Genomic DNA, 13,280 nt, shown 5'->3' with positions numbered 1-13,280 from the left:
TCAGCGTTGAATCAATTCGCAGTCCTATCAGCCACATGGCTATCGGCCATCTCGTCCCATCGACGAACGTAGGCGATGCCGTGTTCATAGCGAGTGACGATGATTTCGGTGCCGCGAGCGAGCGCGGTTCCATCTTCGCTGCGGGCGCCGCAGGTTTGACGGGTTCCTTCCTGGGAGAAGAGAATTTCGCCGGTGCCCCCTGCGCGGATGGTGCTGATGACGCGGCCTAAGACTCCCACGCGGTCGTAGTCGGCCGGATCGAGGGCCTGATCGTGGGTGAGAAGGAACTTGACGATGAACCAGAAGACTATAGTCGCACCGCTCAGTCCCGCGGCAATCGCCAGAAGAATAACTGCTACGACCAACAGGCTTGAGTGGCGCGTCAGCAGATAGCCGGTGCCGCCGAACCATGCGAGGAAGGCGGTGATAGTCGCGAAGTTGAACGCGGGCATCTCAGGGCCGCGACTTAGTCCGGCGTGACCGCCACCTACACCGGGAATGGCGGCATGGCCGTGTGAGAGATGGAAGTGCACGTGAGGTAGATGCAAGCTCCCGCCGACAAATGCGATGAGGCTTAGACTTACTCCCACGAGGAAGCAGGTGAGATAGAACATTTCCCAGTTCATGGAGTTGCTCCCGTCGCGCGCTTCCTTGCGCCGTCTCGATGAGGAGGCGTGGTTGCGACAGGCTTAAGCACTTCACTTAGACGGTCGACCAGCTCCGGCGCCTCGAGGATGGCGCCCAGCAGCACCAGGCATTTGCGCGTGTCGCGATGCCTGGCGATCAGGAGCATCGCATGACTCAGCTCGGGATCGGCGGTGAACTCCTCGGCGCCGTTTATCAGCCATAGGTCGAGGCGATCCTGAGTGGCGCGCAGATCGCTGGTGAGCTCGGTGTGGTAGCCCTCGGGATCGTCGACCAGGTATCCGGGATGCACTTTGAAGAAGCGCGCAAGCAACATGCGCGACGAGTTAGTGAGGTGAGGGCGGGCCCCGCTTTCAATTTGCGAGAGGTAGGACTGGCTCAAGCCACCTCCCATTTCCTTTTTGAGGGCGCGGGCGAGGTCCTGCTGTGTCATCTCGCGGCCGAGGCCGCGGAGGGTGCCCTCGACGAGGCGGAGGTATCGAAGTTTTTCGCCAAGTTTCATAGCGTTTTATCCAGCTAGAACCGCGGAACCACGAATCTGCTGAATGGCGGCCGGAGCGTTTTTCACCTCAACGATGATCCTGCTGTAGAATTCGCCCTCGATTTCCAAAGCGACGATATCCTTCGATGAACTTCGAACGTCCAGGAAGGCCCAGCGATGCGGCGAGCCAATCCAGTAGGTGCCGATAGCAATTTTTCGGGGGATTCCTGTGCCGAGCACGCGCACGTCAGTCCATTGGAACTCGGGGAACCCCGGCGCCTCGCGAACGCTCTTAATCGCCGTGAGGGGGACGTTGATGGTGCTCCTCATGCCGAGAAACTTGTCCCAACCAAGTATTTGAACGTGGAGATGATCTCCCTCGACTGATAGTTCCACCACACGCGTGCTCCGTCTTTATCTTTACCGGCGCCATACGTCGCGATTGAGCGTCAACGCCGAATTATTATGATTTGCAATATAGATATTGCAATATGTTATGTCAAGCGCGCCAGCAAAAGCCGCTGACCGAATTGAGATTGTGCTTGCGCCCGGAACCCTCGCCTGCCGGCCGCGATGCGGCCGGCTTCCTCTCCCATGAAGCAACGGGCGAGGTTAAGAACCGGAGTTATTTGAGGCGCTGGGCGGTGGACTGGATTTGGTTCATCCAGAAAACGAGGCGGGGGGTGTAGGTGTGGGGGACGCATTCGCCGCAGATTTCCTCGGCGAGGCCGGTCACGCGATCGAGGGTGATGGTGAGTGGCTGCGAGCGCGCGAATTCCGGTGGCATTAAGGTGAGCAGCTCAGCCAGCACGTTCATCGCAGAGGCGAGGGTGGCGAGAATCGCGGCGAGCACACCTTCCTCGACCAACAGCCGCGGCTGATACAGAAGATCGCGGGTGGTGCGCAACTCGCCGGAAAAAAGAATCACTGCGCTCTCGAGCCGGGTGTTGATTCGATTGAGCGGCGCTTTCGTTTCGGTCATCGCAGTGATCGCGAGCAATTCCGAAATCACCATGTGGAGATTGGTCTCGATGCGATCGAGCCGGTCTTCGAAGGTGACGCGGTGGATTTCGCTGACCAGTTCTTCCTGCCGATGCGAGACAAACTTGGCGACCACCGCGCCAAAAATCAGAAGTGCGGTAACCGCCTCGGCGACAGCGACCACGCGGGCGAAGCCACTCGGCACAATGTCGCCGTAGCCAATCGAAGTCGCGGTCACGAAGCTGAAGTAGAGCGCGCTTCCGAAGCCGTTGAGGTCGGCGCCGACCGGGCGGCCGCCTTCGATCAGTCCATGCTCGCCGACTAGCGCACCAAACCAGAAGCAGAGGCTGCTCAGCAGAATCGTGCCGATCCAGAGCAGGAAGAGCTGCAGGGTGGAGCGCTGCTCGACCAGGTCGAGCACGGATTTGTCGAGCCGGCGCATCCGGGAGAGACGGGCGGGTCCGCGGCCGACGGCTCCGTCGGATGAAGGCTCGAGCGGAGGGCCGACAGGAATTGTGGCGTAAGTATCAGGTTGCGGCTCCGGCGGGGGCGGCGCGTCGGTTGCGCTCTCAGTCGGCGATCCCGATTCGACCCAATCGGCGATACCGCCGCGATAGTCGCGAACGTTCGAATAACCGAGTTCGTGGAGCAGGGCGACCGCCTGCTGGGCGCGAGTTCATGTGAATTTGCCGCAGTAGACGGCGATCTCGGCGGCGAAATCGGGAAGCTGCTCGCGCGCGTGAGTTTGAATTTGCTCGAGAGGAATGTTGATCGCGCGCGGGATGTGCGCCTCGAGGTACGAGGCTTGCGGCAGGACATCGACGATTGTGAGCGAAGAATCGTGCAGGCGACGGAGCAGCTCATCGCGCGAAATTTCGGAGACGCCTGAGGATTGAGGAGCAGCGGTGACGTCGGAAGCCATGATCGCGGAGATCCTAAGGACTCAAAGGATAGCCGATGCGACGACGACGGTCACGAGCAGCTGGCATAGCGGGCCTCTCCCTGGCGGTCAGGGAGAGGCCGGGATTTCAGGGAAGAACCTCACCCCTGGTCCCTCTCCCTTCAGGAGAGGGGAGCAGAGACAAGATGGGTGTGAGGCGACGATCGTAGTCGAAGCTATTCGAGGCGCCAGAGGGAGCGGGCGGCACTGGCGGATCGCTCGACGAACTTTTTGCCGTACTCGATCTGGGCGTCGAAAATCGGGGCGAGCGGGGTTTCCTTGGCCCACTTGGTGGCCGAGGCCTGCATCTCGATCGCCTGCTTGGCGACCTTTTCGCTGGTGTCGATGTACCAGGCGGCGAATTTTTTCGCGCCCTCGACGCTCAACAGGTTGCTGCTCAGTCCTTCGAACATGGAACCGTTCTCTTTGTGCGCTGACATTCCTTTTTCTCCTGATTCTCGGCGCGGCTCGTGCCCGCCGGTTGGTTTACTGACGTTATGGATCGAGATAGTTTTTGCCGCGGCGCCGACGGCGTCGGCGATTTTCTGGGACGCTACGTTTCCCCTGGGTCCTTTTTCGGTCCCTTTCCTGTGTCGCTTGTGCGACGGAGCCGGTGGTTTTATTTCGTCAGGCATATCGCTCTCCGTGGGCGCGTGGTCCAATTTTCACAGACAGCGGCTTCCAGCGTTGGATAATTTTAAGCGTCGCGTGCGCTCAGCCAATTCGTGATTTGGGGCCATAGCCGTTTGAGCGAGTCGGCGCTAATCGCCGCGCCCATGTGGCCAGTTGGATAGTGCAGGTTCTGTTTATCGTCGCTCGATACCAGTTCGGGCAGCGGCTCGCTCGACGCGGGATTGACGATGTCGTCGCGGTCGCCGATCACGTTGAGCAGCGGCATTGCGATGCACGTGAGGTCAGCGATCGACTCGCCTATTTTCATTGTGCCCTTCATCAGCGAGTTCTCGCGCCACATCTCGGAGGTCTCGAGGAAAATTCGGCCGGCCATCGGAACGTCGCTATGGAGCCATCGCTCGAACAGCTTGAAGGTGTCGAGGTAGCCGGGGCGGGCGGAGCTGCGATAGGCGCCGACGAACTTGTCGAGCATGTGATGCGTCGGCGCGAGGGTGTTGAAGAACGAGTAGATCATCCAGGCCGGCGCGTTACCGTACATATCGACGATCATCTTGGCGCTGCGCGAGGTCATCGCGGCGGTGAGATGCTCGATTGGCAACTGGCGCGTGGTGGTGTCGAGCGGGATTGTCAGGGTCACCAGATTTTTGACGTTGTCGCTGTGCAGAGCGCTGTACATCAGGCCGAGCAGCGCGCCGAAGCAGTAGCCGAGAATCGAGATCTGCTGGATGCCGGTGTAAATCTGGATCGCGCGGACGGCGTTGGCGATCTCGGTGTTGACGTACTCGTTGAAGCCGTGATCGCGGTCGTCGGTGCGCGGCGGAATCCAGTCGATCAGGTAAACGTCGAAGCCCTGCTTGACGAGATATTCGACCACGCTGCGGCCGGGCTGCAGGTCGAGGATGAAGGGGCGTTTGATGAGCGAGTAGATCAGCAGCAGGGGCACGCGCTTCTGATTCTCGCCGCGAGCTTCGTAGTGGCGCAGGCGGACGAGGCCCGACTCGTAGATGACGCGCGATCGCGTCGCGGGCGGGGGATCGTCCATGGTGGCGCCGAAGCCGGTGCGGAACGCGTCGAGCGTGCGCATCGTGCCTTCCATCCAGAGCGAAGCGATTTCGTTAATTGCCGACATCTTCCCCGAGCTCCATCGGATCCGCGCCGGGCCATCCCGACCATACTGAGAATTGATACGCGCCAGGCCGGCCGTCATCCGCCGCTTGGCCATTCTGTTCGCGAGCTGCAGCCCTTTCGACGGCATTGTGGCTGATGATCGATTCGCGGACGGCTTTGTGCACCTCACTTGCGAAATCGTCTTTCAAGTCGCGGTCGGCGACGGCGTCGCGCAGCTCTTCGCGCATCGCGCGCACGTCGCTGCGGATCGACTCGACCTCGGTCGCCGACGGCAGGCCTACCGCCGGCCACAGCGCCGAGAAGAATGCGCCGGCGAAGGCGACGTTGAAGCGCTGATATCGCAGCATGATGTCGATTGCGCCGCCGAGTACGTTGCCGACGGTCGGACTGGTGAAGACGCGGTTGGTGGCGTTGTTGGCGGCGCCGATTACGGTGTCATACGCCTTCCATCCGAGTTCGTGGAGTTGGCGATCGATTCCCTTGTTCGTGATGTCGGCAACCATCCGCTTTACTTTGGAAGTCGGCGGCTCCGGCATCAGGCACTGAGCGAGTTTCAAGATCTCATCTGAGAAAGTGGTGTCGTTGGAATTCAGTTTGCTCCTTGGGTTGTCGTTGTTATCAGCCATTTCAGATGTCCCTCTCCGAATCGGTAAAAGTCACGTGATAATTGACCTAGGTAAGTTGCGTTAATACCACAGTTACGTCAAGGATTAGTTACGCTTACGTTTGTCGCAGGCGTGACCAAAGCTGCATGTCTGGTCTAAAAATCGTGTTAGCTGTCACATTCGCGACAATTGATTCGAATGTGCTAGCTAACCTTTATGGTAGCCGAAGGCGCAGTTGAGGCAAGGTCGCTAATGCGACTCAAGTCGCTCTCATGGATGCGTGATGAGCAGGCAGAGCGCCTGGCGGCGGCGTCGGCGCTGCTCCGGGTGCGCCGCGAGAGCGCGATTTTCGACGAAGGCGAGGCCTCGAGCCACGTTTATGTCCTGCTGTCGGGGGTCGCGAAGCTGTGTTACGTGAATCGCCAGCAGCGCGTGCTGGTCGGGTTCGTCGGGCCGGGCGAGGTATTCGGATTGTCCTCGCTGCTGCCGCAGACTACGCGCCCGTTTCGATGCGAGGCGTTCAGCGACTGCATGGTGGCGGTAGTGAAGCCCGATATTTTTGTGGATACTGTGCTCGGCGTCCCGCTCGAGCGGCTCAGCATCATCCTGGACGCGACGGTCGGGCGATGGTGGGGGATGCTGGTCCGCTACGCGAACTTCGTGGGACTTGGACTTCGCGAACGGCTGGCGGGTGCGCTGCTCGAGCTGGCGGAAAAATTCGGTGTGCGTGATTCGCGCGGCACGCTGCTGACGATCAAGCTGACGCATGCGGATTTGGCGGAGCTGGTGGGCGCGTCGCGGCAGCGCACGACCGAGCAGCTCAACGACTTCGAGCGCGAAGGGGTTATTACTCGCGACGGGCGCCGGCTGATAATCGTGCCGGAGAAATTGTGGCAGGTCGCGCAAACTCCGCAGGCAGGGTGAGGTACAAAGATGGCGTCGGATAGATTCGTCAATGCTAACGGACTGCGGCTTCACTATATCGATTACGGCAACGACGGCGCGCCGTGGGTTGTATGCGTGCATGGGCTGACCGCGAACGCGCATAACTTCGACGCGCTCGCACCGCATCTGGCGGCCAAGTACCACGTGATTTCGGTCGACGTGCGCGGGCGCGGCGACAGCAATTGGGGACCGCCGACGGAATATCTAAACCAGAACTACGTGACCGATCTCGCGAAGATGCTCGAAGAGCTGGGCGTCGTGCGCGCGAGCCTGATCGGCACCTCGATGGGCGGGATAATCTCGATGATGTACGCGGGCGGATGGACGGATCGGGTGGATCGGCTGGTGATCAACGATATCGGGCCGGAGATCGATCCGGCGGGAATGGCGCGAATCGCGAGTTACGTCGGCACGGCGCCCGAGCGATTCAAAGATATCGGTGAAGTGGTGAAGTACTACAAGGAAAACTATCCGGCGATGGCGAAGCTCGCGGACAGCGTCGTCGCCGATCAGGTCAAGTGGTCGGTCAAACCCGGCACCGACGGCGCCCTGTTGTGGAAGATGGATCCCAACGTGCGCCGACCGCTCCGGGGAGCTACCGCGCAGCAGCGCTTCGATTTATGGGTGCCGTATGCGCGAATCGCATGCCCGACGCTGATAGTACGTGGCGCGGATAGCGATATCCTGGACCGCGCCACCGCGAGCCGGATGTGCAAAGTCCTCAGGCAGGCAAAGGTGCTCGAGGTGCCGGGCGTGGGGCATGCGCCGTCGTTAACGGAGGTCGAATCGCTCCGAGCGATCAGGGAATTTTTTGGGGTTTAATTTAGTGGTGAAACCCACCGTGGGTTTCACACTTCCTTAGGCAGGGGGAACGCCTGCACCTTAGAATTAAGAAACGAGGGCCGTCAGCAGACCCTCGTTAATTTTTTCATCACGTCATTGCAACGGTGCCGTGGTCATCGCAGTGCCCCTGATGCGCATGATGCAGATGACCTTTGACGACATAGTCGGTGTGGCTGCCGTGCGGTACCGCTTCGTGTCCGCACCCCGTGCCATGGGTGTGCTTAGCGTCATGCGCGCCGCATCCATGTGATGGCGTGCAAGCGGATGGATTCGAGCCACCCTCCGCCAGAGTATGCTCGTCTACATGACCCTGATGGGCGTTGTGAAGATGTCCTTCATGCAGATAATCGACGTGACCCTCGTGTTTGACCGCGGGATGTCCGCAGTTTGGACCATGCGCATGGGAGTGCTGGTCATGCGTTTTGTGGTCGCTCATTTTACTTGCCTCCTTCCGGTTGCCGTTTCTTGTTCGAAACAGCGGCACGCGGGGAGCGTGCTTCATCTCAACTTCTGATCAAATAAGTACATCCAGAAAGGAACCCGATCAACGAATTTTTTGGGTGTGAAATCAATGCGGGAATTCCACCATCACTTTGGCGCGGGTGCCGGGGCGCTTTAGCTCCACGAACATCGCGGGGACTTCCTCGACATTGATTACGTCGGTGATCATCGGGGTCGCGTCGATGGTGCCGTTCGAGAGTGCGTCGATGGTTTCCTGGAATTCGCCGCGGGTGTAGGCGAGTGCGAAATTGATTTGCACTTCTTTCATCACGCAGCTCAGCGGATAGATGCTGTCGGATTCCATGCATACGCCGATCACGACCACCTGACCGTGCCGCGCGACCATCCCGATCGCCGCGCCGAGCGTGGATTTTACGCCGATACATTCGAAGACAACTTCGGGCGGGCGTCCTGTGATCGCTCTTACCGCTTCCGCCGGATCTTCTTTGGTCGGATTGACGACTGCGCTTGCTCCGAGGCGCATCGCGAGCTCGGTGCGGCCGGGCGCCAGTTCCGACACGACGACAGCGCTCGCGCCCTTGGCCTTGGCCCATATCAATGTCGAGAGACCGATGGGACCGGCGCCCATCACGACTACGCCCATGCCCGGCTCGATCGACGAATGATTCACGCCGTGAAGGCCCACCGAGAGCGGCTCGACCAGCGCGCCGGCGCGGGAGCTGACGTTAGCGGGGAGCTTGAGCAGGCTGGCGGAGCTGCATGCGACGAACTCGGCGTACGCGCCAGGGAGCTGGCCGAGGCCCAGGCTGCGGAGCTTGGCACAATGCATCGCGTCGTCGCGCATACACCAGGTGCATACGCCGCATGCGATGTACGGCAGCGAGGTGACGCGATCGCCGATGCGGTAGCCGTTGACGTCGGTGCCGAGCGAATGGATCTCGCCGCAAAATTCGTGACCCATCACGGTGTCCGGCGGCATCCCGATGCCATACTGAACCGCGTGAAGATCAGAGCCGCAGATTCCGCAGTTGTGTACCTTGAGCACCACTTCGCCGACGCCCGCGACCGGATCGGGCACGTCGATGACGGCCATCTCGTCTCTTTTCTTGAACACTGCAGCTTTCATTTCAGACTGACCTGTTCCTTTCGCGACGCGGATCGCCCGGCGCCTACTTTTGCTGAATCAGTTCGATCTTGTAGCCGTTGGGATCCTCGATGAACGCGATGGGCGTCGTGCCGTGCTTCATCGGGCCGGGCTCGCGCACGACGTTGACGCCTTTTTGTTTGAGGTCGGCGCAGGTTTGGTAGATGTCGTCGACACCGAGCGCAACGTGTCCATAGGCGGTGCCGATTTCGTACTTCGAGGTGCCCCAATTCCAGGTCAGCTCGATGACCGCGTTGTCTTTCTCGTCGCCGTAGCCGACGAAGGCGAGGGTGAACTCGCCGCCGGGGAAGTCGTGCTTGCGCAGGAGTTTCATCCCGAGCTGGTCGCAGTAGAACTTGAGCGATTCGTCGAGATTGTTGACCCGCAGCATCGTGTGCAAAAGGCGCATGTGGTTACTCCCTGGGTTTGGTGCTTTTGACGCGCTTGGAATCGATCGCTTTGGTGAGCTCGCCCTTGATTTCGGCGAAGACATCTTCGGTCGGCGCGATACCCGCCGCCTTCATCCTCTCCACCAGTTCGTAGCGCTCGAGCGAGAGCATCTCCTTGGCCTCGTGCTCATGCAGGCGCTTGAGGCGCACGAGTTCGAGGATGGCAAGCTCGCGGACACGGGCAGCGAAATTGGATTCGGTAAATTGGGCGTCGAAGAGGTCGTCCGGAAGATCGATCTTGAAATTTACAATCATGCTTGAAGTAGGACTCTCCGCAATCGCCAAAGTCTTGTCAAACGCGGGGAAGGGTAGATCAGTTGATTGAATGCGGAACCCACCGTGGGTTCCGCACCTCCTTGGGCAGGGGTGACCCCTACACACAGTGATTAAGTGCTAATCGCAAAATGGCGAGGACGCCCTTTTGCTCTCCGGTTCTTTTCCAGTGTCGTTCAGTCATTCAGAGCGGAAGCTGCTGTAGCGAAGAATCCCGGTTCTTTACCTCTCCCGCGGCTGGCGACGGAGTCGCCCGCCGCGAACTAGGGAGAGGTCGTCGACGACATTTGTGTCGTCGGACGGGTGAGGGCGCGAGAATTCATCGCGATGCAAGCGCCCTCACCCTCGCGGCGCGACCTCTCCCGGGAGGAGAGGTGAGACGCTTCACAGATACGAAAAGGCGGCGGCGAATTTTGCTTTGCCGCCCGATTCCAGCACGTCGCCGTGGGTTACGATTACGCGATCGAAATCCCATTCGAGAATTTTCGCAACAGATTCGCGCGCGGCTTTACGGTCGCGAATTATCATTCGAACTATGCGATGAGGTCCGAAACGACCGCGGCCGCCGACCAGCGTGTAGAATATTCGTGCATCTTTGAAATCGGCCGCCACGTTGAATACCAGATCGGTGAAAATCGCGGTGCGGCTCGGCCGATGGAAAAATACAACTTCGTTCAACCACCGCGCGCCCCTGAACAGGTGCTGATCGATCTCGCCGGCCCATTCAGATTGTGGCTCGTCGCCGAGCACCGCGTCGAGTTTCAGGTCTGGTCGTGCGCCGCTCCGGGCGCGGAAATCCTTGATGTCGCCGACCAGCCCCGGCGGTCCGTAGAGCTTCGCCGCCGGCCACGTCTTGATGTAATCACCGACGAACAGGTGGTGCGCGCGCGAAGGTGCCACAACCGCTCGCACCTCGCCAATCGCGTCGAGCGCTCGTTTGGTTTCATCGTCGAGCTTGGTTGGCGAGTGTAGAAACAGGCCGTCTCTCGCGAGCCTGATTACCGTCATCCGCGTGCCGATTCCTTTCGCCGGGCCGCTGCCGAAGTCGGGCTGGTCCACAATCCAGAGATTCGGAGCGAGATTTTTCGGCGTCCCCATGCGTATGATTTAGCCGGACGCGGCGGGAGCGGCCAGCCTTTGCAGAGGGTGGGGCTAATGTTTTAAGTTCAAGCCGCACACGATCAGTGGGGTGATCGTTAACAGCCGGTACAGGCGCTCGAGCCGTGCCAGGAGAAATGCGCGATGGATTTTAATTTCAATCCCGAAGACGAAGCGTTCCGGATGGAGTTTCGCGAGTGGCTCAAGGTCAACCAGCAATTCGCGCCGCATATGGGCGAGACCACGATCGGTATGGCCGAGGGTCGAGGCGCGTTCGAAGAGCAGAAGAAGTGGGCGAAGAAGATGGCCGAGGGGCGGTGGCTCGCGCCGAGCTGGCCGGAAAAATACGGCGGACGCGGCGCGGGAATCCTGCAGAATATCGTCTACAACGAGGAGCTCGCTCGCGCAGGCCTGACCGCGCCGATGATCGGGATGGGTATCAGCCTGTTCGGGCCGACGCTGTTGCATTGGGGGACCGAGGAGCAGAAGCAGCGCTTTATCCCGCCGATCATGAAGGCGGAGGAAATCTGGTGCCAGGGATATTCGGAACCCGGATCGGGATCCGACCTGGCGTCGCTGCAGACGCGCGCGGTCGAGGACGGCGACTACTTCGTCGTCAACGGTCAGAAAGTGTGGACCTCGATCGCGCAGCACGCCGACTGGATTTTTCTCCTCGTGCGGACCGATCCCGAAGCGCCCAAGCATAAGGGGATCAGCTACCTGATGGTGGACATGCACAGCCCCGGCGTCACAGTCCGGCCGCTGGTGCAGATCACCGGCAACAAGGGATTCAACGAAGTCTTTTTCGAAGACGTGCGCGTGCCGAAGAAAAACCTGGTCGGCGAGAAGAACCAGGGATGGCAGGTCGCGATCACGACGCTGATGTTTGAGCGTTCGGGTGGCGGCGGCGATCGCGGCGGGATGGCGCAAGTCCGCGAGTTGGCGAATCTCGCGAAGTCGTTGCCGCGCAACGGCGGAACTGCGTGGGACGACGGTAGCGTCCGCCAAAAGATCGCAGAGTTCGCCTGCGAGGCGACTGCGCTGCGCTACACCGGATATCGGCAACTCACCCGCCGGCTCAAGGGGATGCCGCCGGGGCCGGAAGGCTCGATGATGAAGCTATGCGGCACCGAGCTGAACATGCGAATCCAGTTGTTCGCGATGGAACTTCTCGGGCCGTACAGCCAGATCGAGTACAAGGCGCCCTTTGCGGTCGACAAGGGCAAGTGGTCGTTCCGCATGCTTGCGGCGCGCGGTGGCACGATTGCGGCGGGCAGCAATCAGATACAACATAACATCATCGGCGAGCGTGTCCTCGGACTGCCCAAGGGCTAAAGCGCCACGCGAGATTCGTAAATCAGGGGAGAAGAATTCAGTCGATGGATTTTAACTATACGCCGGAAGACGAAGCATTTCGGGGCGAAGTACGCGCGTGGCTCGAAGCCAACAAGAAATTTGCACCGCCGCCGAGCAATATCATGGCCGACGAGGGCGCGGGCGACTGGGAGGCGCGCGTCAACTGGCACAAGAAGCTGAACGAAGGCGGCTGGGTGGCCGTCAACTGGCCCAAGGAATACGGTGGGCGCGGCGCCACCGTGATGCAGCGGTTGATCTATCGCGAAGAACTCAACCGGCTCGGACTGAGCGAGCCGTTTATCGGAATGGGAATAAGTCTGCTCGGTCCGACGCTGATGCATTGGGGGACCGAAGAGCAGAAGAAAAATCATATCCCGAAAATTTTGAAAGGCGAGGAAGTCTGGTGCCAGGGATACTCGGAGCCCGGGTCGGGATCTGATCTCGCGTCGGTGCAGACGCGCGCGATCGACGACGGCGACGACTTCGTCGTCAACGGTCAGAAAGTGTGGACCTCGATGGCGCAGCACGCGGACATGATCTTTGCGCTGGTGCGCACCGATCCCGACGCGCCGAAGCATAAGGGAATCAGCTACCTGCTGATCGATATGCACAGCCAGGGCGTGACCGTGCGTCCGCTGGTGCAGATGACGGGAGGCAAAGGCTTCAACGAAGTTTTCTTCGAGGACGTGCGCGTGCCGAAAAAAAATATCGTGGGCGAGCGCAATAACGGCTGGCAGGTCGCGATGACCACGCTGATGTTCGAGCGCGGTGGTGGCGGCGGCCAGGATTATATCGGCGAGGTACACGAACTGGCCCGGCTCGCCAAACGCATTCCGCGCAACGGCAGCAATGCGTGGGACGATTCGAGCGTGCGGCAACGCGTCGCGGAGTTCGCGGCCGAGGCGCAGGCGCTTCGATACACCGGCTATCGGCAGTTGACGCGTCAGTTGAAGGGGATGCCGCCGGGGCCGGAAGGCTCGATGATGAAGCTGTGCGGGACGGAACTTGGACTCAAGATTGCGCTGTATGCGATGGAACTGCTGGGGCCGTTCAGCCAGCTCGAATTCAACGCGCCGTTCGCGGTCGATAAGGGCAAGTGGTCGTTCCGGATGCTCGCGGCGCGCGGCCCAACAGTCTACGCCGGGACGAATCAGATCCAGCACAACATCATCGGCGAGAGAGTGCTGGGATTGCCGAAGGGCTGAGAAATCGGGGAAGGGGAAATCACCGATTTAATGTGAAACCCGCGGTGGGTTTCACACTTCCTTCCGCAGGGGTGACCCCTGCACCTTAGTAT

The 13,280-nt window shown here is 60.2% G+C and carries 17 protein-coding genes; 4 read left to right on the top strand and 13 right to left on the bottom strand.

Translation table 11 applies throughout. The features are described from left to right. Window positions 1-11: 11 nt before the first annotated feature. The 8 genes from WB650_RS22525 to WB650_RS22490 form a co-directional block, all read right to left on the bottom strand. Entirely contained in the window at window positions 12-626 is a 615-nt protein-coding gene (locus tag WB650_RS22525) for an NfeD family protein (protein ID WP_422303976.1), read from the bottom strand. Further along, complete coding sequence (locus WB650_RS22520; RefSeq protein WP_422303975.1) at window positions 623-1,147, bottom strand: helix-turn-helix domain-containing protein; 525 nt, start codon at window positions 1,145-1,147, stop codon at window positions 623-625. Before WB650_RS22520 ends, WB650_RS22525 begins: the two co-directional genes overlap by 4 nt. A 6-nt stretch (window positions 1,148-1,153) precedes the next feature. Further along, on the bottom strand, window positions 1,154-1,522 hold the full coding sequence (locus WB650_RS22515; protein WP_423962124.1) for a hypothetical protein: 369 nt from the start codon (window positions 1,520-1,522) through the stop codon (window positions 1,154-1,156). Window positions 1,523-1,751: 229 nt separating this feature from the next. Further along, a complete protein-coding gene (locus WB650_RS22510; RefSeq protein WP_423962122.1) occupies window positions 1,752-2,549 on the bottom strand; it encodes a potassium channel family protein in 798 nt (265 codons plus the stop codon). 234 nt (window positions 2,550-2,783) lie between these two features. Then, complete coding sequence (locus tag WB650_RS22505; RefSeq protein WP_422307795.1) at window positions 2,784-3,029, bottom strand: rhodanese-like domain-containing protein; 246 nt, start codon at window positions 3,027-3,029, stop codon at window positions 2,784-2,786. 194 nt (window positions 3,030-3,223) lie between these two features. Next, window positions 3,224-3,487, bottom strand: coding sequence for a hypothetical protein (locus WB650_RS22500; protein ID WP_422307793.1), 264 nt, complete (start codon window positions 3,485-3,487; stop codon window positions 3,224-3,226). Between the two features lie 257 nt (window positions 3,488-3,744). Beyond that, window positions 3,745-4,809: an alpha/beta fold hydrolase gene (locus WB650_RS22495; protein ID WP_423962121.1), complete on the bottom strand. Its 1,065-nt coding sequence runs from the start codon at window positions 4,807-4,809 to the stop codon at window positions 3,745-3,747. Next, complete coding sequence (locus WB650_RS22490; RefSeq protein ID WP_422303986.1) at window positions 4,796-5,434, bottom strand: hypothetical protein; 639 nt, start codon at window positions 5,432-5,434, stop codon at window positions 4,796-4,798. Before WB650_RS22490 ends, WB650_RS22495 begins: the two co-directional genes overlap by 14 nt. A gap of 231 nt (window positions 5,435-5,665) precedes the next feature. Here WB650_RS22490 and WB650_RS22485 point away from each other — a divergent pair, with 231 nt between their 5' ends. Further along, window positions 5,666-6,337, top strand: a complete 672-nt coding sequence (locus tag WB650_RS22485) for a Crp/Fnr family transcriptional regulator (RefSeq protein WP_422303987.1) — start codon at window positions 5,666-5,668, stop codon at window positions 6,335-6,337. Window positions 6,338-6,346: 9 nt separating this feature from the next. Further along, window positions 6,347-7,180 (top strand): alpha/beta fold hydrolase, encoded by an 834-nt coding sequence (locus WB650_RS22480; protein ID WP_422303988.1) that lies wholly within the window; start codon window positions 6,347-6,349, stop codon window positions 7,178-7,180. Between the two features lie 109 nt (window positions 7,181-7,289). Here the strand turns inward: WB650_RS22480 and WB650_RS22475 are convergent, their stop codons facing one another. The 5 genes from WB650_RS22475 to WB650_RS22455 all read right to left on the bottom strand — a co-directional run bounded on the left by WB650_RS22475 (window position 7,290) and on the right by WB650_RS22455 (window position 10,627). Next, window positions 7,290-7,637, bottom strand: a complete 348-nt coding sequence (locus tag WB650_RS22475) for a hypothetical protein (RefSeq protein ID WP_422303989.1) — start codon at window positions 7,635-7,637, stop codon at window positions 7,290-7,292. A 132-nt stretch (window positions 7,638-7,769) separates the two neighbouring features. After that, a complete protein-coding gene (locus tag WB650_RS22470; protein ID WP_422303990.1) occupies window positions 7,770-8,789 on the bottom strand; it encodes a zinc-dependent alcohol dehydrogenase in 1,020 nt (339 codons plus the stop codon). 43 nt (window positions 8,790-8,832) lie between these two features. Next, entirely contained in the window at window positions 8,833-9,216 is a 384-nt protein-coding gene (gene gloA, locus WB650_RS22465; RefSeq protein ID WP_422303991.1) for a lactoylglutathione lyase, read from the bottom strand. Window positions 9,217-9,220: 4 nt separating this feature from the next. Beyond that, entirely contained in the window at window positions 9,221-9,511 is a 291-nt protein-coding gene (locus tag WB650_RS22460; RefSeq protein WP_422303992.1) for a UPF0175 family protein, read from the bottom strand. 402 nt (window positions 9,512-9,913) lie between these two features. Then, complete coding sequence (locus WB650_RS22455) at window positions 9,914-10,627, bottom strand: DUF4336 domain-containing protein (protein WP_423962117.1); 714 nt, start codon at window positions 10,625-10,627, stop codon at window positions 9,914-9,916. 144 nt (window positions 10,628-10,771) lie between these two features. Between WB650_RS22455 and WB650_RS22450 the strand changes: the two genes are divergently transcribed. After that, entirely contained in the window at window positions 10,772-11,962 is a 1,191-nt protein-coding gene (locus tag WB650_RS22450) for an acyl-CoA dehydrogenase family protein (RefSeq protein WP_422303994.1), read from the top strand. 44 nt (window positions 11,963-12,006) lie between these two features. Beyond that, a complete protein-coding gene (locus tag WB650_RS22445) occupies window positions 12,007-13,188 on the top strand; it encodes an acyl-CoA dehydrogenase (RefSeq protein ID WP_422303995.1) in 1,182 nt (393 codons plus the stop codon). Window positions 13,189-13,280: the final 92 nt, after the last annotated feature.

This window comes from Binatus sp. (SeqCode), assembly GCF_049584895.1.
Taxonomy (GTDB): Bacteria; Desulfobacterota; Binatia; order Binatales; family Binataceae; genus Binatus.
Note: the sequence above shows the minus strand (reverse complement) of the source record. Positions and strands in the feature narration are given on the sequence as shown.

Excerpts from the sequence above, each read along its gene's own strand:
- WB650_RS22520 (WP_422303975.1), bottom strand. The coding sequence starts at position 1,147 with ATGAAACTTGGCGAAAAACTTCGATACCTCCGCCTCGTCGAGGGCACC.
- WB650_RS22470 (WP_422303990.1), bottom strand. The coding sequence starts at position 8,789 with ATGAAAGCTGCAGTGTTCAAGAAAAGAGACGAGATGGCCGTCATCGAC.
- WB650_RS22445 (WP_422303995.1), top strand. The coding sequence starts at position 12,007 with ATGGATTTTAACTATACGCCGGAAGACGAAGCATTTCGGGGCGAAGTA.
- WB650_RS22485 (WP_422303987.1), top strand. The coding sequence starts at position 5,666 with ATGCGACTCAAGTCGCTCTCATGGATGCGTGATGAGCAGGCAGAGCGC.
- WB650_RS22490 (WP_422303986.1), bottom strand. The coding sequence starts at position 5,434 with ATGGCTGATAACAACGACAACCCAAGGAGCAAACTGAATTCCAACGAC.
- WB650_RS22480 (WP_422303988.1), top strand. The coding sequence starts at position 6,347 with ATGGCGTCGGATAGATTCGTCAATGCTAACGGACTGCGGCTTCACTAT.
- WB650_RS22450 (WP_422303994.1), top strand. The coding sequence starts at position 10,772 with ATGGATTTTAATTTCAATCCCGAAGACGAAGCGTTCCGGATGGAGTTT.
- WB650_RS22505 (WP_422307795.1), bottom strand. The coding sequence starts at position 3,029 with ATGGCTTCCGACGTCACCGCTGCTCCTCAATCCTCAGGCGTCTCCGAA.
- WB650_RS22460 (WP_422303992.1), bottom strand. The coding sequence starts at position 9,511 with ATGATTGTAAATTTCAAGATCGATCTTCCGGACGACCTCTTCGACGCC.
- WB650_RS22510 (WP_423962122.1), bottom strand. The coding sequence starts at position 2,549 with ATGCGCCGGCTCGACAAATCCGTGCTCGACCTGGTCGAGCAGCGCTCC.
- WB650_RS22525 (WP_422303976.1), bottom strand. The coding sequence starts at position 626 with ATGAACTGGGAAATGTTCTATCTCACCTGCTTCCTCGTGGGAGTAAGT.
- WB650_RS22455 (WP_423962117.1), bottom strand. The coding sequence starts at position 10,627 with ATGGGGACGCCGAAAAATCTCGCTCCGAATCTCTGGATTGTGGACCAG.
- gloA (WP_422303991.1), bottom strand. The coding sequence starts at position 9,216 with ATGCGCCTTTTGCACACGATGCTGCGGGTCAACAATCTCGACGAATCG.
- WB650_RS22475 (WP_422303989.1), bottom strand. The coding sequence starts at position 7,637 with ATGAGCGACCACAAAACGCATGACCAGCACTCCCATGCGCATGGTCCA.
- WB650_RS22495 (WP_423962121.1), bottom strand. The coding sequence starts at position 4,809 with ATGTCGGCAATTAACGAAATCGCTTCGCTCTGGATGGAAGGCACGATG.
- WB650_RS22500 (WP_422307793.1), bottom strand. The coding sequence starts at position 3,487 with ATGTCAGCGCACAAAGAGAACGGTTCCATGTTCGAAGGACTGAGCAGC.